At 65.9% G+C, this 18,686-nt stretch carries 16 protein-coding genes; 5 read left to right on the top strand and 11 right to left on the bottom strand.

Annotated elements, in window-relative coordinates; all coding sequences use genetic code 11:
• Window positions 1–35: 35 nt before the first annotated feature.
• From rbsK to VGL01_RS12015, 7 genes are all read right to left on the bottom strand, one after another.
• Complete coding sequence (gene rbsK, locus VGL01_RS11985) at window positions 36–971, bottom strand: ribokinase (protein WP_331569665.1); 936 nt, start codon at window positions 969–971, stop codon at window positions 36–38.
• Window positions 971–1,492, bottom strand: coding sequence for an RbsD/FucU family protein (locus tag VGL01_RS11990; RefSeq protein ID WP_331569510.1), 522 nt, complete (start codon window positions 1,490–1,492; stop codon window positions 971–973). Before VGL01_RS11990 ends, rbsK begins: the two co-directional genes overlap by 1 nt.
• 79 nt (window positions 1,493–1,571) lie before the next feature.
• Window positions 1,572–3,968, bottom strand: coding sequence for an aldehyde dehydrogenase family protein (locus VGL01_RS11995; RefSeq protein ID WP_331569512.1), 2,397 nt, complete (start codon window positions 3,966–3,968; stop codon window positions 1,572–1,574).
• Between the two features lie 14 nt (window positions 3,969–3,982).
• Window positions 3,983–4,987 (bottom strand): deoxyribose-phosphate aldolase, encoded by a 1,005-nt coding sequence (gene deoC / locus VGL01_RS12000; protein WP_331569513.1) that lies wholly within the window; start codon window positions 4,985–4,987, stop codon window positions 3,983–3,985.
• Window positions 4,988–5,092: 105 nt separating this feature from the next.
• Window positions 5,093–6,649 (bottom strand): FGGY-family carbohydrate kinase, encoded by a 1,557-nt coding sequence (locus tag VGL01_RS12005; protein ID WP_331569515.1) that lies wholly within the window; start codon window positions 6,647–6,649, stop codon window positions 5,093–5,095.
• Window positions 6,650–6,835: 186 nt separating this feature from the next.
• A complete protein-coding gene (locus tag VGL01_RS12010; RefSeq protein WP_331569517.1) occupies window positions 6,836–6,988 on the bottom strand; it encodes a DUF6496 domain-containing protein in 153 nt (50 codons plus the stop codon).
• A 119-nt stretch (window positions 6,989–7,107) separates the two neighbouring features.
• Window positions 7,108–7,788, bottom strand: coding sequence for a FadR/GntR family transcriptional regulator (locus tag VGL01_RS12015; RefSeq protein WP_331569667.1), 681 nt, complete (start codon window positions 7,786–7,788; stop codon window positions 7,108–7,110).
• Between the two features lie 252 nt (window positions 7,789–8,040).
• Here VGL01_RS12015 and dgoD point away from each other — a divergent pair, with 252 nt between their 5' ends.
• Together dgoD and VGL01_RS12025 are read left to right on the top strand one after the other, a co-directional pair.
• Entirely contained in the window at window positions 8,041–9,189 is a 1,149-nt protein-coding gene (gene dgoD / locus VGL01_RS12020) for a galactonate dehydratase (protein ID WP_331569519.1), read from the top strand.
• Window positions 9,190–9,443: 254 nt separating this feature from the next.
• Window positions 9,444–9,746 carry a hypothetical protein gene (locus VGL01_RS12025; RefSeq protein ID WP_331569521.1) on the top strand — a complete coding sequence of 101 codons (303 nt, stop codon included), beginning with the start codon at window positions 9,444–9,446 and terminating at the stop codon, window positions 9,744–9,746.
• Window positions 9,747–9,793: 47 nt separating this feature from the next.
• Here VGL01_RS12025 and VGL01_RS12030 read toward each other — a convergent pair whose 3' ends face one another.
• On the bottom strand, window positions 9,794–10,717 hold the full coding sequence (locus tag VGL01_RS12030) for a CopD family protein (RefSeq protein ID WP_331569523.1): 924 nt from the start codon (window positions 10,715–10,717) through the stop codon (window positions 9,794–9,796).
• Window positions 10,718–11,267: 550 nt separating this feature from the next.
• On the opposite strand from VGL01_RS12030, the gene VGL01_RS12035 reads away from it, so the two are divergent.
• The 3 genes from VGL01_RS12035 to VGL01_RS12045 all read left to right on the top strand — a co-directional run bounded on the left by VGL01_RS12035 (window position 11,268) and on the right by VGL01_RS12045 (window position 15,214).
• The gene (locus VGL01_RS12035) at window positions 11,268–11,999 is read left to right on the top strand and encodes a c-type cytochrome (RefSeq protein ID WP_331569525.1); all 732 of its coding nucleotides are present in this window, start codon (window positions 11,268–11,270) and stop codon (window positions 11,997–11,999) included.
• A gap of 20 nt (window positions 12,000–12,019) precedes the next feature.
• Window positions 12,020–13,315, top strand: a complete 1,296-nt coding sequence (locus tag VGL01_RS12040) for a cytochrome c (RefSeq protein WP_331569527.1) — start codon at window positions 12,020–12,022, stop codon at window positions 13,313–13,315.
• Window positions 13,316–13,513: 198 nt separating this feature from the next.
• Window positions 13,514–15,214: a DEAD/DEAH box helicase gene (locus VGL01_RS12045; protein ID WP_331569529.1), complete on the top strand. Its 1,701-nt coding sequence runs from the start codon at window positions 13,514–13,516 to the stop codon at window positions 15,212–15,214.
• 28 nt (window positions 15,215–15,242) lie between these two features.
• Here the strand turns inward: VGL01_RS12045 and VGL01_RS12050 are convergent, their stop codons facing one another.
• The 3 genes from VGL01_RS12050 to VGL01_RS12060 form a co-directional block, all read right to left on the bottom strand.
• Entirely contained in the window at window positions 15,243–15,809 is a 567-nt protein-coding gene (locus VGL01_RS12050; RefSeq protein ID WP_331569531.1) for a hypothetical protein, read from the bottom strand.
• 19 nt (window positions 15,810–15,828) lie between these two features.
• Entirely contained in the window at window positions 15,829–16,656 is an 828-nt protein-coding gene (locus tag VGL01_RS12055) for a ferritin-like domain-containing protein (RefSeq protein ID WP_331569533.1), read from the bottom strand.
• A gap of 269 nt (window positions 16,657–16,925) precedes the next feature.
• A complete protein-coding gene (locus tag VGL01_RS12060; protein WP_331569535.1) occupies window positions 16,926–18,566 on the bottom strand; it encodes a gamma-glutamyltransferase family protein in 1,641 nt (546 codons plus the stop codon).
• Window positions 18,567–18,686 lie beyond the last annotated feature (120 nt).

Here is an 18,686-nt window from a genome sequence, read left to right on the forward strand (position 1 = left end):
ACCTGTTTCACGCGATGTGCGCGTCGCGCTCCGCCTCAGCCCGCGGCCGCAGCCGCACCGAGCAGCGACTCGATTTCCGCGAGTCGCGGCATCGACGGCGCCGTGCCCGGGCGCGTGACCGAAATACCGGCGAGCGCACAGCCGAAGCGTATCGCCTCGACCGGATCGTCGCCGCGTGCAAGCGCGGCCGCGAAGCCGCCCGTGAAGCCATCGCCGGCACCGGCCGTCTCGATGACGGGTCCGCATCGGAACGCCGGCACGAAGACCGAGCGCGCATGCGAGTGCATGAGCGCGCCGGCCTCGCCAAGCGTCACGATGACCGCACCCGCACCCTTCGCGAGCAGCGCATCGGCCGCCTTGCGCGCATCGTCGCGCGAACGCACTTCGATGCCGGTCAGCGTGGCGGCCTCGGTCTCGTTCGGCGTGACATAGTCGCACAGCGCGAAGATATCGTCGGGCAGCGGCAGCGCCGGAGCCGGATTGAGCACCGTGGTCACGCCATGGCGGCGCGCGATCTCGAGGCCGCGACGGGCGGCTGCCACCGGCTGCTCGAGCTGGGTCACGAAGACCTGAGCCGAAGCGATATCGGTTTCGATCGCGTCCGCATCGCCGGCATCCATCGTGCCGGCCGCGCCGGCCGCGACGATGATCGCATTGTGGCCCGTTCCCTCTTCGACGAAGATGTGCGCCGCGCCCGTCGCCATGCCCTCGACACTCGTGGCGCGCGCCACGATCCCCTCCGCCTGCCAGGTCGCGCGCGCGATGTCGCCGAACGCGTCGTTGCCCAACCGCGTGCAAAACACGACCTCGGCACCGGCGCGCGCGGCGGCGACCGCCTGGTTCGAGCCTTTGCCGCCCGGACCCATTGCAAACGTCGAGCCGGCAATCGTCTCGCCGATGAGCGGCATGCGTGACGCCCGGAACGCGAGGTCCGTCACATAGATGCCGAGGATGACGACGCGCCCGCCCATCATGCTGCCTTGGTCGCATCCCCGGAGGGGATTGCCTTCGGGGCATCCCCGGAGGGGATTACCTTCGGGGCATCCGGCGCGAGAATCACGCCCTTGGCGAAAACGAAGCAGCCATAGCCGCGCAGCTCGCCCGTCGCAATGACGCAATAGGCCTTGCGCGCGCGGGCATAAAAAGCGTGACGCTCGATGGACGCGAACGGCACGCTGCGCCCCTCGGCGGCGTCGACCTCCGCTTGCGCCTCGCGCTGCACGGCCGGCAGCGCCTGCGGATCGCCGACGACTTCCATGCGCATCGCGGGCGCCTCGACGTACGTGTCGAGCGGCAAGATCGACAGCACCGCGCGCACGGCTTGCGCCGAATCGGCGCCATCCATGCGCAGCAGGCGGCCCAGCTTCGTATCGCGAGCCACTGAATCCGCGGGGAAATTGGCGTCGCAGATCACGACTTCGTCGCCGTGCCCCATTGCGCTCAGCGCGTAAAGAACATCGGGGTTCAACAGCGGGTTCAGATTCTTCAGCATCTTGTCTCCTGTCTCCTATCGCCTGACGATGCGAGGCATCGGCATTGTATTGCCCGCGCGTCGAGCGCGCCGCCGCGAATCAATCGCCGTAAGGTATCCAAATGTTCTTGACTTGCACAGCCTGGCGCAAGAACGGCAAACCCTCATTCATCGCATCGAACCAGTCGATTTGCCGTCCGTAGTCGACAAATGTCCGTTTCAGGTTGCCGACCGATTCGCGCTCGACGAGCGTCGAATCGGCAGCCGGCCCGAAGCACCAGAGCGCGTCGACGTCGTCGTGCTTGGCCAGCGCGGGCAACAGTGCCGCGCGCGCGCCCGTGACGATGTTCAGCGCGCCGGCCGGCACGTCCGACGTTTCGACGACCTGATAGAAGTCCGTCGCCATCAGCGGGCAAGCCTCGCTCGGCAGCACGACGACGCGATTGCCGAGCGCAAGCGCCGGTGCCACGAGCGAGACAAACGCCGCCAGCGGCGCTTCGTCGGGACACGCTATGCCGATCACCCCGAGCGGCTCATGCATCGCCAACGCCACGCCGCGCAGCGGCGGTGCATGTACGGCACCGTCGAATTTGTCGGCCCACGCGGCGTAGGTGAAAAGACGCGCGATCGATGTCTCGACTTCGCGCGACGCATCCTGCCGCGCTGCTCCAGTGCGGCGCACGAGTTGCTGGGCGAACTCCTCGGCCCGCACGGCAAGGTTCTCCGCGAGATAGTAGAGCACCTGGGCCCGGCCATGCGCGCTCGTTTGCGACCACTTGTCCGCGCTACGCGCCGCCGCTACCGCATCGCGGATGTCCTTGCGGTTGCCGTCGCCGACTTCGCCGACGAAGGTACCGTCGGGCGCGTGAACCTCGCGCGAGTAGCCGCTGTCGGGCCGAACCTGCTTGCCGCCGATATACAGCTTGGCCGTGCGGTCGATGCGCGCAATGGTGTCGTCGCGCTGGCCGACGACCCCGGCCGGCGATGTCGCGCGCGGTGCGGATTCGGCGCGCAATGGCAATCCGCTCCAGCCGGGCGGCTTCAAATACTCGTAGATGCCCTCTTTGCCGCCCTCGCGCCCATAGCCCGATTCGCGATAACCGCCGAACCCGACGGCCGCATCGAAGAGATTCGTCGCATTGACCCACACCACGCCACAGGCAAGACGCGGCGCGATGTCGAGCGCGCGGCCGATCGTTTCGCTCCAGACGCTCGCGGCCAGCCCATAGCGCGAGTTGTTCGCGAGCTCGACGGCTTCGTCCGGCGTGCGAAAGCTCATGACCGTCAAGACGGGGCCGAAGATTTCCTCCTGCGCGAGCGTCGATGCGGGTGCGACGCCGGTCACCAGCGTCGGCGCATAAAAGACGCCGCGCGCCGGCAACTCGACTTCTCGCGGCTGCCAGATCGTGCAGCCTTCACGCCGGCCCGTTTCGACAAGCGCCTCGATGCGCGCGAGCTGCACGCTGTCGACGATCGCGCCCATATCGATGCCCTTGTCGAGCGACGGGCCGATCCGTAGCGTCGCCATGCGGCGCTTGAGCTTGTCGATGAAACGCCGCTCGATGCCTTCTTGAACGAGCAGCCGCGAACCCGCGCAGCAGACTTGCCCCTGATTGAACCAGATGGCGTCGACAACGCCCTCGACGGCACCGTCGAGGTCCGCATCGTCGAAAACGATGAACGGCGATTTGCCGCCGAGTTCGAGCGTCAGCGACTTGCCGGAGCCCGCCGTGGCAGCGCGAATGAGTCGGCCGACTTCGGTCGAGCCCGTGAAGGCGATCTTGTCGACGTCGCCATGCTCGACGAGGGCGGCACCCGTGCGCCCGTCGCCCGTGACCACATTGAGCACGCCATCGGGCAGACCGGCGCGCCGGGCCAGCTCCGCGAACAGCAGCGCCGTCAGCGGCGTGTATTCGGCCGGTTTCAGCACAACGCAATTACCGAGCGCGATGGCCGGTGCGATCTTCCACGCGAGCATCAAAAGCGGGAAGTTCCACGGCACGATCTGGCCGATCACGCCAAGCGGCGTGAAACCCGCGAATTCGCTGTCTTGCAACTGAGCCCAGCCCGCGTGATGCAGGAAGTGGCGTGCGACGAGCGGCACGTCGATATCGCGCGTCTCGCGAATCGGCTTGCCGTTGTCGAGCGCTTCGAGCACGGCAAAGAGACGGCTCTCGCGCTGCACCATCCGTGCAAGTGCGTAGAGGTGGCGCGCGCGGCCCGCGCCGCCCAGCGCTTGCCAGCCCGGCTGTGCAGCGCGAGCGGCCGCGACGGCCGCATCGACATCGGCCGCATCGCCCTGGGCCACGCGCGCAAGCGTTTCGCCGCTCGCCGGCGCCAGCACATCGAATGTCTCGCCGGCCGACGGCGCGCGCCACGCGCCCCCGATGAAATGTCCGAACCGGCCCTCGTGTGCGGCAAGCCACGCACGCGCCGGCTGATCGTCCTCGGGTGCGGGACCGTAATCCATCGAAGCAAAGTACTCGGCTACGCTCATCGCAGTGCGCTCGGTCAGGCTAGAGGGTGTCGGTTGAAAGCGGAATAGCGGCCGCTGACGTGGTGTTCGAGCTGCCGCTCGATATCGGCCAGCAGGCTCGACGCGCCGATGCGAAACAGCGCGGGTTCGAGCCAGGGGCGGCCGAGTTCTTCCTTCATCAGAATTTGATACGCAAGTGCCGATTTGGCCGTGGAGACCCCACCTGCCGGCTTGAAGCCGATGGCGAAGCCCGTTCGCTCCCCGTACTCGCGGATCATGCGCGTCATCACGAGCGAAACGTCGAGCGTGGCGTTCACGCCTTCCTTGCCCGTCGACGTCTTGATGAAGTCCGCGCCGGCCATCATGCAGACCATCGAAGCCTTCGCCACGTTCGACAGCGTGCGGATGTCGCCCGTCGCCAAAATCGCCTTCAAGTGGGCCGCCCCGCATGCGGCGCGAAACTCGCGCACTTCGTCGTAAAGCGCGCGCCAGTTGCCGGTCAGCACGTGTTCACGCGTCACGACGATGTCGATCTCCGCCGCGCCGTCGGCCACCGACGCTTCGATTTCCTTGAGCTTGAGCGGATGCGGGATCAGGCCGGCCGGAAAGCCCGTCGACACGGCCGCAACGGGAATGCCGCTGCCCGCCAGCGCGTCGACCGCGGCCGCGACGAAGCGGTGATAGACGCACACGGCGCCGGTTGTCAGCCGCGCGTCGCCCATGCCGAGCGCCTCGAGGAGGTCGTCGCGAATCGGCCGACGCGCCTTGGCGGCCAGACGCCGCACGCGCGCCTCCGTATCGTCGCCGGCGAGCGTCGTCAGATCGATGCAGGTCACGGCCTTCAACAGCCATGCCGCCTGGGCGTCCTTCTTGACCGAGCGGCGAGTGCCGAGCGTCGCCGTGCGGCGCACGACGGCCGATTGATTGACGCGCAGCGTATCGAACCATGCGGCATCGAACGACACGCCCGCATTACGCAACGGATGAGGCGGCGCAGCGCCACGCAGCGCGACCACCGCCTGGGATGTAGCTTCTGACATGGAAAGATGCCTGAATGGTGCGCCACACAACGCGGCGTGAGCGCAGATTGGCAACCATCCTATATCAGGCGATACGATCGTGACAAGTGCTTGTGATGATTATCTCTACAAGCCTGTCTGATCTGTCCGCAACGCGTGCATCGATTCGCGCAGCGCGGGGTAGAGCGCCTTGTAGACGTCGAACCGTTGCGCGTAGATCGCGCGTCTGCCGGCGTCGGGCCGTGCGTGCTCCCGCAGCGTCACCCAGCCGCGTGCGGCGGCCTCTTCGGTCACGATTCCGGTACCGAGCGCCGCAAGCAGCGCCGCCCCAATGGCGGCCTCGACTTCCTGTTCGATCGTGTAGACCGGATAGCCCGTCACGTCGGCGATGATCTGCATCCACAGATTCGAATGCGCGGCCCCGCCCACGACGATGAGCCGCTCGTCGAGCGACTGCGCGCCTCGTCGTCCCGCGTCGATGTTGTGCTGCAGCGCGAACGCCACGCCCTCCAGCACGGCACGGTAGAGGTGCGCGCGCGTATGGACGAGGTTGAGACCGACGAATGCACCGCTCGCCTGCGGGTCCCAGATCGGACTGCGCTCGCCCATCAGATAAGGCAGAAACATCACGCCCTCGCAGCCCGCTGGAACTTCAGCGGCGGCGGTTTCGAGCAGTTGGTGTGGGTCGCCGTGCGGGAGCGCGCGCGCCGCCTCGACCTCGGCCTGGCAGAACTGATCGCGATACCAGCTCACGCAAGCCCCCGCGCAGCTGGCCCCGCCGAAGATGTAGAGATCGCGCCGGCCATTGAGCACATACGGCATGCTGACCAGGCCATGTCGCGCATCGACGGTCTGGTTGATATAGCCCCAACACATGCTTGTGCCGATCATCGCAACATGCTGGCCGGCCCGCGTGACACCGGCCGCCAGCGTGGCGATGGCCGCATCGACGCCGCCGGCAACGATCGGCATGCCCGCCGCGAGTCCGAGCTCGGCGGCCCATGACGCCAACAAGCCGCCCACCGCTTCCGACGATTCGACGAGCCGCTGGGGCATCAGCGCAGCGGGAATGCCCAGCATGGCGAGCGCTTCGTCCGACCAGCTACGGCGCGCGACATCGTAGACGCCGCCGATGTTGCCGGCCGAGCTGTGATCGACGGCGAGCTCGCCGGTGAGCCGGTAGGCGATATAAGCATTGGGAGGAAGAAAGTAGCGGGTCTGGTTCCAGACATCGGGCTTGTGCTCTCGCAGCCACAGCATTTTGGTAAAGCCGTAATAGCTGTCGACACCGTTACCGGTGATGGCCCGCAAACGCTCGACATCGACATGGCGGCGTACCCATTCCACTTGATCGGTCGCGCGCCGGTCCATCCAGATCAGGCAAGGATGAAGCGGGCGAAATTCGTCATCGACGGGGATGCCCGACCCGCCGTACAGGCTGCTGATCGCCAGCGCTTTGATGTCGCTTGCCGCGATGCCCTTCGTGCGCGCCTCGCGCGTGCAGGCCGCGATGCAAAGCACCGCTGCGTCGAACCAGACGTCGGGCCATTGTTCGGCCCACAGCGGTCGCGGCGTGTCGGGCCGGTAGCCGTGCGCATGCTGCGCGACGATGGCGCCGCTCGCGTCGACGAGGACAGCTTTCGTACTTTGCGTGCCGATATCGATGCCGATGACGTAATCCATGGCGGGACGTGTCTCCTTCGTTGTTTTTGCGCGCGACGAGCGCGCACGGTCCGCCCACATGCGAACAGTGCGTTTATAGGCCGATCGTCGGGGCGGTGCAACGTCCGGAGCGGGGCAACCGTCCAGGGCGCACTCGATAATGCCGTTCGCGCCCTGGCGCCCATGGCGACATGGACTGTCGGCGCCTTACTTCTCGCTCTTCTTCGGAATCTTGGCGCCGTGCTTGCGCGCCTGATTCAGTGCGATGGCCACAGCTTGCTTTTGCGGTTTGCCGTGCTTCATTTCGGTCTTGACGTTCTTCGAAACGTCTTCGCGGGACGTGCCTTTGCGTAGTGGCATGATGTCCTCCTGGATGGGTTGTCCATACTCGCTCGTCTTCGCGACGGCTTGCTCGTATACAAGCAACGCCCATTCCACACACAACCGGCACGCGCACCGGCGAAGTGCCGAGGGAGGCTTCAGCCCTCGATGCGCCGGCGCGTCGTGCCCAGCAACTCGGCCATGGCCCGCCGCGCCCCATCGGCGTCGCGCTGCCGGATCGCATCGAACACCGCCGAATGCTCGTCAAGCGACGCGTTGAACACCTCCGCGCGTTTCGCATTGAGCAGCAGTTGCGCTTCGAGCGTGCGACCGATCAGCGGTCCGAGCGGCATCAGCAGCTCGTTGCTGCAGGCGGCCAGAATGCCGAGATGAAAGCCGAGGTCGGCGCGTACCCATTCGTCGACGGTCCGCGCCGACACCATCGCGGCATGGGCGCGCTCGAGCGCGACGAGCGTCTCGCTCGTATGGGCGCGCGCCGCCAGTTCGGCCGCATAAGGCTCGACCATCTCGCGCATTTCCTGCAGCTTCAGCGCGAAACTGAGCGGCGGCGCCACCTGCGAGTACCAATCGAGCAGATCCGCGTCGAGCAGATTCCAGGCATGGCGCGGCCGCACACGGGTACCGACTTTCGGCCGCGATTCCACGAGCCCTTTCGATGTTAGCGTGCGCAGCGCTTCGCGCAGCACGGTCCGGCTCACGCCGAACGAGCTCATCAACTCCGCCTCGCGCGGCAGGATCGTTTCGGGCGCATAGTCGCCCCGCAAAATGCCTGTCGCCAGCAGGTAGGCGACGCGTCCGTGCAGATCACGCTGGATGATGATTCTCCTTTCCAATTGCTTTCGCCGGCCGTTGCGATTCACGGCCGTCGACCGCGATTATCGCGGGGCCTGCGCAAAGCGCAAGCCGTCGATCCGGGCAAGAAGTCGCCGCTATAAAAGTACTATTAATATTACTCTAAACAAAGTTGAGGTACGATACCGTTTTCGGCGCGATCGGACAGCGCCCGGCTGTCCGTCATTCAGGCATTCAGGCCGCCACCGCCCTGCACAGTCAAAGGAGGAGAGGGATCCATGAAAATCACCAAGCTCGAAACGTTCGTCGTGCCGCCGCGCTGGCTGTTTCTGAAGATCGAAACCGACGCAGGGATCGTCGGCTGGGGCGAGCCGGTCGTCGAAGGTCGCGCGCATACGGTTCAGACGGCGGTCGAGGAACTGGCCGATTATCTGGTCGGCAAGGACCCGCTCGCCATCGAAGATCATTGGCAGGTGATGTATCGCGCCGGCTTTTACCGCGGCGGCCCCATCTCGATGAGCGCGATCGCAGGCATCGACCAGGCGCTCTGGGACATCAAGGGCAAGCACCATGGCGTGCCTGTCCACGCCCTGCTGGGCGGCCAGGTGCGAGACCGTATCAAGGTGTATTCGTGGATCGGCGGCGACCGCCCGAGCGATGTGGCGAACAACGCGCGCGCGGTAGTCGAGCGCGGCTTCAAAGCGCTCAAGATGAACGGCTCGGAGGAAGTGCAGATCGTCGATACCTTCGACAAAGTCGAACGCGTCATCGCGAATGTGGCGGCCGTGCGCGAGGCGGTCGGCCCGCACGTGGGCATCGGCGTGGACTTCCACGGTCGTATTCACAAGCCGATGGCGAAGGTGCTCGCGAAAGAGCTCGATCCGTACAAGCTCCTGTTCATCGAAGAGCCGGTGCTCTCGGAAAACGCCGAAGCGCTGCGCGACATCGTGAACCAGACGAACACCCCGATCGCGCTCGGCGAGCGGCTCTATTCGCGCTGGGACTTCAAGCAGATTCTGCAAGGCGGCTACGTCGACATTCTCCAGCCGGACGCCTCGCACGCGGGCGGCATCAGCGAGTGCCGCAAGATCGCGACGATGGCCGAGGCCTATGACGTCGCGATCGCGCTGCACTGCCCGCTCGGCCCGATCGCGCTGGCGGCGTGCCTGCAACTCGACGCCGTCAGCTACAACGCATTCATTCAGGAGCAAAGCCTCGGCATCCACTACAACCAGGGCAACGACTTGCTCGATTACATCCGCAACCCCGAAGTCTTCAAGTACGAGGATGGTTTCGTCTCCATCCCGCAAGGGCCCGGACTCGGTGTCGAAGTCGACGAGGCGAAGGTGCGCGAGATGGCGAAAGTCGGACATCGCTGGCGCAACCCGGTTTGGCGCCACGAGGATGGCAGCGTCGCCGAGTGGTAACCGCGAAGCGCCGCACGGCGCTGCGCGATGCCGCGTAACGTTCGCCCAACGTTACGTTCGTTCAACGTTACGCCCGTAACGGCACGCGCGTAACGCCCGCCGTTTCGGGCGCTCTCGGCCGATCGGGCAATCGCCCGGTCGCAGCCCGATTCATTGCTGCACAGGGCTTCGCGGTGGGCCGCCCCATCGATGCGAACGACTGGCCCGGCTCTTGCGTATCTCCCCGCAAAACGACACATCAGGGAGAAACCGCCATGCATGACTATCTACCCGACTATTTGATCCGGGAACAGATGGCGGTCAGCGCGCTCGTGACGTTCGGCGTGCTGCGCGTTCTGGCCGCGGCGCTGCTCTGGCGCCGCGGCTGGGAAGCTGCATGGGCGGACAAGGCCGGTATCGCCGCGGCGCTGCTTTACTGCGCGCCGCAGCTCGTCGGGCTGTTGTCGCACTCTTACTTCTTGCCGGGCGCAATGGCCGAACTCGAAGGCAAGATGGCAGGCTGCGCGATCGCACTGTTTGGCGCCCCTATCCTCAGCCATCGCCTCGGCTACGAATGACGGCCTCGCGCCTATCGTCATCGCCGGCCCAGGCCGCGACGCCGCTATCAGGTATGACCGGGCGGTGTCAGCCCAAGCACCGCCGCAGTCACGAAGATCGCGACCATCACCAGTGCTTCGAGGTGTAGAACGTTGCGAAACGTATGCGCGTCGAGCGTCGAAGCGCTGCGGCGCAGCCGCGGCAACGCCGACGTACGATTGAGCGCCCCCAGCACGACAGCCAGCAGCACGAGCGAGAGCTTGAGCGTCAGCACGTGTCCCCATGCAGTCCCGCGCAAGGCCGCAAACGAGCCTCCCAGCCCACGTTGCGCGCCGACCAGACCGGAAATCAGCACAACGCAAAAAGCCGCGAGCGATACGTTCGAGACCCGGTCCGCAAGGCGGATCAGCGCGATACGCGTGATCGACGTGTCGAGCGCGGGCAGCACCACGAGCCCGCCGGCCAGCACCACGCCGCCCCAGACGGCCGTCGCCAGCACGTGAACCGCCTGCATCGCCCAGCCGAGCGAGGGTATGCCCGCATCGGCAGCATGCCCGATCGCAGCCGTGCCGGCCGCGCTGGCGAGCGCGCCGAGCCAGAACATCCCCGCCCCGAAGCGCCCGCCGCGAGACAGGAGGGCCGCCATGAGCAGCCAGGCGGCGCCGGCGAATGCAACGCACCAGGCATGGCCGACATGGGTCGTGCCGACGACATCCGGCAAAGCCGCCAAGCCGCCCGCTACGCCCGCGCCCGTCATCGCACCGGCTTCATACAGCAACCAGCCGCCCTCCGCCAGCACGAGCGCGAACGCGGCGGCCATCAGCGACGCGCGCGCCCGATGCCAGGCGGCATGCGACGGCGCGGTCCGCGCGAGCGCACCGTCCGCGGCGAGCCATCGCTCGAAAAGCGCCGAACCGATGGCAAATGCAAAGGCGACATGAACGAGCGCGGTCAGCGCGACTTGACCGATCAGCAGGCCGGAAGCGCTCATCGGGACTGACGCTCCACGAACGCGAAGGGAACATGCGGATGCCGGCCGGCAACTCGACTGGAACGGCGGGATCGGGTCATACGGGAATTGGGGAAGGATCGCTTCATCGGCAGGCAGGACAAACGAGGGGGCTAACGAGAAAAAACCGGGGCGGCCGGCGCGCACGATGCCGCGCAAAGCGCGAATCCGTGGAATCCGTGGGCCGCCCCGGTCCGACGCAGCCGAGAGTGTACGCGAGCCGTGCATATCGGGAACGGAACGGGACCTTGGCGCGGCCGAACGGTGTATGCCGGACAACCCGGAGCGCATCGAATATGCGCGTCAAATTGTCGCGCCGCCGCATCGGGACGGATTTACGTCGCCTGAGGCAAATAGCTCGTGACAGGCATCGATGATAGAATGCTGCGTCGCAACGCCGCGGGTCGCCGCTGCAAGTGTGGCAAACCCGAACAATTCGCCGAACAATTCGTCGAACAATTTGCCTCGAGCTGTAGGCCAGCTCGCAGCACCGCACCGGGCCGATCGAAGTCCGGCAGGTCCCCGAATAACGATGGAGTTACGCGTGTCTTCCAGACGCATTTTCCGCCCGCTACTCGCCCTCTTGCTGATCGGTGGTGCTGGCGTCGCAACGAGCGCACAAGCGCAAACCCAGCCGAAGGCCCCGGATACGATGGAACAGCGCGTGCAAGGCTGCACGGCGTGCCATGGCAGCCATGGGCAGGGCACCGATAACGACTACTTCCCGCGCCTCGCGGGTAAGCCGGCCGAGTATCTGTTCAATCAATTGCAAAATTTCCGCGAGGGCCGGCGCAAGTATCCGCCGATGAACTACCTCGTCACGTACCTCTCGGACGAATACCTGCACGAGATCGCCGATTACTTCTCGAAGCAGCGCCCGCCCTACCCGGCCCCCGCCAAGCCGACGGTGTCGCCGGAGACGCTCGCGCGCGGCAAGGAAATCGTGCTGAACGGCGATGCCTCGAAGAACATTCCCGCCTGCGCCGCCTGCCACGGCAAGAGCTTGACGGGCATGGAGCCGGCGATTCCGGGTCTCGTCGGACTGCACCAGGACTACATCAGCGCGCAGCTGGGCGCCTGGCGCAGTGGCACGCGCCACGCCAAAGCGCCCGATTGCATGCATGAGATCGCGACGCGCCTGACCGATGACGACGTCAACGCCGTCGCCGCGTGGCTTTCGACTCAGCCCGCCCCGAAAAACCCCGTTCCGGCTCCGGCCCGCTCGATGAAGACTCCGCTTGCCTGCGGTAGCGAACCGCAATAAGCGCGAGGAGAGACATACCCATGAAACGCAAGTCACTGTTCGCGCTGTCGGCTGTCGTCCTGACGGCCGCCGCGCTCGGCTCCGTCCTCTGGACGGGCAGCGATAACCTGCACAACGGCTCGGCCCAGGCAGCCACGCCGGCCGACCAGGCTGCGCTCGTGAAGCGCGGCGAATACCTTGCCCGCGCCGGCGATTGCATCGCATGCCACACCGTACGCGGCGGTCAGCAATTCGCGGGCGGCCTGCCGATGGCCACGCCGTTCGGCACGCTCTATACGCCGAACATCACCCCGGACGATCAATACGGTATCGGCAAATGGTCGTCGGACGATTTCTATCGCGCCATGCACACGGGCCGCTCGAAGGACGGCAGCCTGCTCTACCCGGCTTTCCCGTTCGCGAGCTACACGAAGGTGACGCGCGAGGATTCGGACGCGATCTACGCCTACTTGCGCTCGGTGCCGCCGGCCTCCGTGCCGAGCCGTCCGCATGAACTGCGCTTCCCGTTTAACAATCGCAACCTGCTGATCGGCTGGCGTACGCTGTTTTTCCGCGAAGGCGTCTACAAGGACGATCCGACGAAGTCGGTCGAATGGAACCGCGGCGCGTATCTCGTCGAAGGCCTCGGCCACTGCTCGATGTGCCATACGTCGATCAACATGATGGGCGGCCCCGTCAATTCGGCCGCGTTCGCCGGCGGTCTGATTCCGCTGCAGAACTGGTACGCGCCGTCGCTCACCTCGAACAAGGAAGCGGGCCTCGGCGACTGGGACATCACGGACATCGCCAATCTGCTCAAGAACGGCGTGTCGCAGCGCGGCGCCGTGTTCGGTCCGATGGCAGAGGTCGTCCACAACAGCCTGCAGTACTTGTCGGACGAGGACGTCCGTGCGATGGCCACGTATCTGAAGACCATTCCGCAGAAGAAGGAAGCGCCCGAGACGATGCAGTACGAGACGTCGGAGAAGTTCGGCGGCGAACTCTTCGAGCTGGGCAAGAAGGTCTACGGCGACAAATGCGCGACCTGCCATTCCGCAAACGGCCTCGGCAAGCCGCCGGCATACCCGCCGCTCGCGAACAACCAATCGATCCAGATGCCGTCGGCGGTCAATCCGATCCGCATGGTGCTGAATGGAGGTTATCCGCCGAGCACGGGTGCCAACCCGAAACCGTACGGCATGCCGCCGTTCGCGCAAGCGCTGACGAATCAGGAAGTCGCAGCCGTCGTGACGTACATCCGTCAGTCGTGGGGCAACAAGGGCTCTGCGATTTCGCCACAGCAAGTGACGGATCTTCGCTCGGCGCCGCTCGATTGAGCACATGAACCACCAAGGGCGCGGCCATGCGGATTACCGCGGCCGCGCCCTTCGCATTTCCGGCGAAGCCAACCGGCCCCGCCGGAACCCAGGCTGGCCGGCGCCAACAGCGCCGCGCTCGCACGTTCGCCGCACGGCCGCCTTCGCGGCACGCGGCATGCGTGACGGACAGCCGTCATCCCGCATTTGAAGAAAACTATGTCCTTCGATTCCCTCGGCCTGTCCGAACCGCTGGTACGGGCTGTTCATGAGCTCGGCTACACCTCGCCCACCCCGATCCAGAAGCAGGCCATCCCCGCCGTGCTCGCCGGTGGCGACCTGCTTGCCGGCGCGCAGACCGGCACCGGCAAGACAGCCGGCTTCACGTTGCCGATCCTGCAGCGGCTCGCCGCGCCGCGCGCCGGGCAGGCTGCCGGCACACGCCGCCCGCACGCCGTGCGCGCGCTGATCCTGACGCCGACGCGCGAGCTCGCCGCTCAGGTCGAGGAAAGCGTGCGTGCCTACGGCAAGTACTTGCAGCTGAAGTCGACCGTGCTGTTCGGCGGCGTCGGCATCAATCCGCAAATCGATGCGCTCAAGCGCGGAGTCGACATCGTCGTCGCGACCCCGGGCCGGCTGCTCGACCATATGCAGCAAAAGACGATCGACGTCTCGCATCTCGACATCCTCGTGCTCGATGAAGCGGACCGCATGCTCGACATGGGCTTCATCCACGATATTCGCCGCGTGCTCGCCAAGCTGCCGCCCAAGCGTCAGAACCTGCTCTTTTCGGCGACGTTCTCGGAGGAGATCAAAGCGCTTGCCGACAATCTGCTCGACGCGCCGGCGCTTATCGAAGTCGCACGCCGCAACACGACGACCGAACTTGTCACGCAGCGCGTGTACAGCGTCGATCGCGATCGCAAGCGCGAACTGCTCACGCATCTGATCCGCGAAAACACCTGGTTCCAGGTGCTCGTGTTCACGCGCACGAAGCACGGCGCCAACCGGCTGGCCGAGCAACTGACGAAAGACGGAATCAGCGCGCTGGCCATCCACGGCAACAAGAGCCAATCGGCCCGCACACGCGCGCTCGCGGAGTTCAAGGACGGCACGCTGCAGGTGCTCGTCGCAACGGACATCGCGGCGCGCGGCATCGACATCGATCAATTGCCGCACGTGGTCAACTTCGATCTGCCGAACGTTCCCGAAGACTACGTTCACCGGATCGGGCGGACCGGCCGTGCAGGTTCGACCGGCGAGGCGATTTCGCTCGTGTGCGTCGACGAGCGCCAACTGCTGAAGGACATCGAAAAGCTGACCCGGCAGACATTGCCGCAAGAGGTGATTCCGGGCTTCGAGCCGGACCCGAACGTAAAACCCGAGCCGATCCAGCAGCGCCGCGGTCAAGGTGGCGCAGCGCGCCAGCCGCGCGCGCAAGCGCCGCGGCGCGAGACGTCTCAAAGCGCCAAAGCGCCGGCTGCGCCCGCGGCTCAAGCTTCACGCCGCGAAAGTGGCGCGGGCAAGAGCGGCGCTGCAGGCCATGCGAAAGGCAAAGCAAACGGCAGCGGTAACGGTAACGGCGGTCTCAATGACAGCGCTCATGGCAGCAACGCCAAAGGCCGCACCGGTGAGCGCCGCAGTGGTACCGCGACGCCCAAAGCAAGCGATGGATCGCGGCCTGCCGCTGGGCAACCGCCGAAGAGCGGGCAACGTTCGCCCGCGCGCGGGGCCGCCAAACCCGAATCGGCCGCGCGACGGGAGCCGGCTGCTCAAGCCGCGCAGGCCGCTCCGTCCGCCGGTGCCAAGCGCGACACGGCACGCGGCACGGGAGTGCGCTCGGGCGATCCCGGCGCGCTGCTAGGCGGCAAGCCGCGCTCGCCTGCCGGCCCCGCCGGCGACAGGGCGCGCCGCCGCTGAGCCCGACGCGAGCGGCTCGTCGCGACAATCAAGGACTTGCCGCTCCTCGGTCCGCTTGGCATCTCGATGCCACAGCGCGACGCAAGCGCTCGATCTGCTGCTGCCAGCGATCGATCACCGCCTGCCTTTGCTGCGACTGCAGCTCGAACGTAATGCCCGACGTGAGCTTCGCGTAGCCGACTTGTTGCGCATCGGCCGAGTCGATCGACGCGATGAAGCACGCGAGCGGTCCGCCCCCCTCGACCTCGAGCGCGTCCACCCGCAGCTGCACCTGATAGAAAGCACCCTCGTGAACGAACGTGAGCGCGGCTCGCCCGCCCCCACGACGCGCGGCCGCGTCCAGCATGCGTGCTGCACGCGCGGCGGGCCACAGGGCGAAGGCCAGCGAGCGCGAATCGGGCGCATAGAGCTCGCCCGCGCTCAATAGCGAAGTGCGCAGAGGGCCCTGCGCATCGGCATCCGCGACGACAAGACAAGCCGTAAAGCCTTCCTTGCCGGCAAGCCCGGTGCCATCGAAGAGCGCACGCAGCACGGGCGGCCATTCATCGAACGCCTGCACTGCGAGCGCACGTTCGCGCGAGGAGGAATCGGACATCGGGGTGCGCGCGCTCGGCTCAGCGGAAGAAGACGTGCTGCGCCATCTTCGCGAGCGGGTAATGGACACCCGGCTGGATGCGCGCCGGAATGTCGAGTGGCTTGAGCAGCATTTTCACGCACATGTCGGCCGAGAGATTGCGGCGCACGAGCGAGCTGATCCGCGCGGTACGCGCACGGTTGTACTCGGTATCGTGTGCGCGCTCGGGATAGCGCGTCGCAAAGACGTGACGCAGCGCGATCTCCGAATCCTCGCTCTTGATTTCGATGACCCGGCGCAGCAGCGCGCCCAGGACAGCCAGGCGGCCGTTCCCCTCGATCACGTTGTACTTCTTGAAGTATTTGAAAAAGTGCTTGTAATGGCGCACTTCGTCCGTCCGGATGTGATCGGTGATCTCCTTGAGCACCGGTTCGTCGGAGCATTCGTTGATGGCACGATAGAGCGTGGCCGTACCGGTTTCGACGACACAGCGGGCCACCATTTCGAGCGCGCGCGTTTTTTCGAACTCCTCGACCGAGCAAGTCGTCGAGTATTCCTCGAAGAAGTTCCGAAACGACGTATCCCAGTCGAACTCGGGCCAGACATGGTTGATATAGGCTTTCAGCGCGCGCCCATGCTGCAGCTCTTCAGGTTCCCACTCGTCGTTGAGCCATGCGGAGACCTCGGGATCTCCGTCGAAATAGGCGGTGAGGTTGCTCGTATAGAGGTCCGTGCCGCTCTCGATGAATGACGCCGCGCACAAGAGCAACAGCAGATCTTCGTTCGTCGCGGCGCGTCGACGATCGATCCGCGTCAGATCGATATCCTCGATACGCCAAGGCAGTGCGTGCTTGGATTCGGTGTACATTGCGTTGCGCTCCGAAAGCCGCGTCCCCCGAACCGATCGCGGCCGGCGATCGGCCCGGCGCGAAGCCCTCGCTTCGAGCCGGTTCATCGGATGCGGCGTTTTGAACTTTTCGATCCGTTTTCCCGGCATGTTAGCCGGACTTGTCCGATACTGCTTCGACACAGACAGTGACCGCGCAGTCATCTTCCGGTTCCGGCCCTGAGGCCGCCATAGAACCTTCGGACGATTCGCTCATCTTTCGCCGTATTACAGACGATCGGCCCGTCGGCTCAAAACCCGGCCGCAAGCCCATCGCGCCGGCTATCGCTGGCGGCCACATAGCCGCGCTCGGCGTTGCCGTGCTCCAGCTTCCAGACGTACTGGCCGGAGCCGAAATCCATGTAGGGATCGTCGAACGCCGCGATCCGATGGCCGCGCGCCTCCAAGGCGCGTGCCACCTCTGGCTCGAACGTCGACTCGAGATCGATCGAGAAATCCCGATTGACCTTCCAGCGCGGGGCATCGCAAGCCGCCTGCGGCTGCTGGCCATAATCGAGCATGCGCACGATCGATTGCAGATGGCCTTGCGGCTGCATATCGCCGCCCATGACGCCAAAGCTCATCACGGGCCACACGTGAGCGCCCTCGCGCTGCGTGACGAACGCCGGAATGATCGTGTGAAACGGACGCTTGCCGCCTGCCACTGCGTTGGGCGAGCGCGGATCCATCGAAAAACCGCAGCCGCGGTTTTGCAAAGCGATGCCCGTGCCCGGCACGACGACGCCCGAACCGAATCCCATATAGTTCGACTGGATGAAACTCACCATCATCCCGCGCTCGTCGGCAGCCGAAAGATAGATGGTGCCGCCCGCGCGCGGCATCCCGAAAGCGGGATGCGTGGCGCGGCGCGGATCGATGCATGCCGCGCGCGCGGCGAGATAGGCATCGTCGAGCAATTCGGCCGGCGAGATCTCCATTGCCCGCGGGTCCGCGACGTAGCGGTAGACGTCCGCGAAGGCAAGCTTCATCGCCTCGATCTGCATATGCTGCGAATCCACGCCGTCGCGTGCAAGCGCCTTCAGGTCGAAGCGCGACAGTATGCCGAGCGCGATGAGTGCCGCGATGCCCTGGCCGTTCGGCGGAATTTCATGCACGGTGTAGCCGCGATAGTCTTTCGTGATGGGCTCGACCCATTCGACACGGTAATCGCGCAAATCGGCCGCCGTCAGCGCGCCGCCGCCATCGCGCGCGAACGCGGCGATGCGCTCGGCCGGCTCGCCTTCGTAGAACGCGCGCGGGCCCGATTCGGCCAGCTCGCGCAACGTGCGCGCATGACCTGCGAAGCGCACGAGCTCGCTCGGCGACGGCGCGCGCCCATGCGGCATGAAGGCTTCGGCAAACCCCGGCTGGCCCTGGAGTTCGGGCACGGCCGCCGCCCACTTTCTTGCCACGATGTTCGCGACGGCGTGCCCTCGCTCGGCGATCTCGATGGCGGGCGCCATGATGTCCGAAAACGAGAGTTCGCCGAATTTCTCGCTCAGCGCTTCCCAGCCGGCCACCACGCCGGGGACCGTGACGGTGTCCCAGCCGCGCTTGGGCTGCGCCGCTATGCCGCGCGCGCTTTCGCCATGACGGCGCCTGAAATAGTCGACGCTCCAGGCTGCCGGTGCCACGCCCGAAGCATTGAGCCCATGAAGCGCTTCGCCGTCCCAGACGAGCGCGAACGCATCGCCACCGAGGCCGCACGACACGGGCTCGACAATCGTCAGCACGGCGGCGGCCGCCAATGCGGCATCGACGGCGTTGCCGCCCTCCCAGATCATGCGCAGCCCCGCCTGTGCGGCGAGCGGATGCGAAGTCGCCACGACATTGCGGGCGAACACGGGCAGACGCGGTGTCGGGTACGGGTTGTGCCAGTCGAAATGCGTCATCTTGGGTTTTCCGGAATTCGCGTTTATCTCGATCGATCCACTGCAGCCGGCCCGGCTCGTTCGAGGGCCTGTAACCAGCGCGAACAGGCCCTACAATACCCCCTCTTCAATCGCCGCGCT

Source organism: Trinickia sp. (assembly GCF_036503415.1).
GTDB lineage: Bacteria > Pseudomonadota > Gammaproteobacteria > Burkholderiales > Burkholderiaceae > Trinickia.

What these genes read in the sequence shown, in the direction of transcription:
- VGL01_RS12060 (WP_331569535.1), bottom strand. Translation starts at nt 18,566, where the DNA reads ATGACGCATTTCGACTGGCACAACCCGTACCCGACACCGCGTCTGCCC.
- VGL01_RS11990 (WP_331569510.1), bottom strand. Translation starts at nt 1,492, where the DNA reads ATGCTGAAGAATCTGAACCCGCTGTTGAACCCCGATGTTCTTTACGCG.
- VGL01_RS12025 (WP_331569521.1), top strand. Translation starts at nt 9,444, where the DNA reads ATGCATGACTATCTACCCGACTATTTGATCCGGGAACAGATGGCGGTC.
- VGL01_RS12055 (WP_331569533.1), bottom strand. Translation starts at nt 16,656, where the DNA reads ATGTACACCGAATCCAAGCACGCACTGCCTTGGCGTATCGAGGATATC.
- VGL01_RS12035 (WP_331569525.1), top strand. Translation starts at nt 11,268, where the DNA reads ATGGAGTTACGCGTGTCTTCCAGACGCATTTTCCGCCCGCTACTCGCC.
- VGL01_RS12045 (WP_331569529.1), top strand. Translation starts at nt 13,514, where the DNA reads ATGTCCTTCGATTCCCTCGGCCTGTCCGAACCGCTGGTACGGGCTGTT.
- VGL01_RS12050 (WP_331569531.1), bottom strand. Translation starts at nt 15,809, where the DNA reads ATGTCCGATTCCTCCTCGCGCGAACGTGCGCTCGCAGTGCAGGCGTTC.
- dgoD (WP_331569519.1), top strand. Translation starts at nt 8,041, where the DNA reads ATGAAAATCACCAAGCTCGAAACGTTCGTCGTGCCGCCGCGCTGGCTG.
- VGL01_RS12030 (WP_331569523.1), bottom strand. Translation starts at nt 10,717, where the DNA reads ATGAGCGCTTCCGGCCTGCTGATCGGTCAAGTCGCGCTGACCGCGCTC.
- deoC (WP_331569513.1), bottom strand. Translation starts at nt 4,987, where the DNA reads ATGTCAGAAGCTACATCCCAGGCGGTGGTCGCGCTGCGTGGCGCTGCG.
- VGL01_RS12010 (WP_331569517.1), bottom strand. Translation starts at nt 6,988, where the DNA reads ATGCCACTACGCAAAGGCACGTCCCGCGAAGACGTTTCGAAGAACGTC.
- rbsK (WP_331569665.1), bottom strand. Translation starts at nt 971, where the DNA reads ATGGGCGGGCGCGTCGTCATCCTCGGCATCTATGTGACGGACCTCGCG.
- VGL01_RS11995 (WP_331569512.1), bottom strand. Translation starts at nt 3,968, where the DNA reads ATGAGCGTAGCCGAGTACTTTGCTTCGATGGATTACGGTCCCGCACCC.
- VGL01_RS12005 (WP_331569515.1), bottom strand. Translation starts at nt 6,649, where the DNA reads ATGGATTACGTCATCGGCATCGATATCGGCACGCAAAGTACGAAAGCT.
- VGL01_RS12040 (WP_331569527.1), top strand. Translation starts at nt 12,020, where the DNA reads ATGAAACGCAAGTCACTGTTCGCGCTGTCGGCTGTCGTCCTGACGGCC.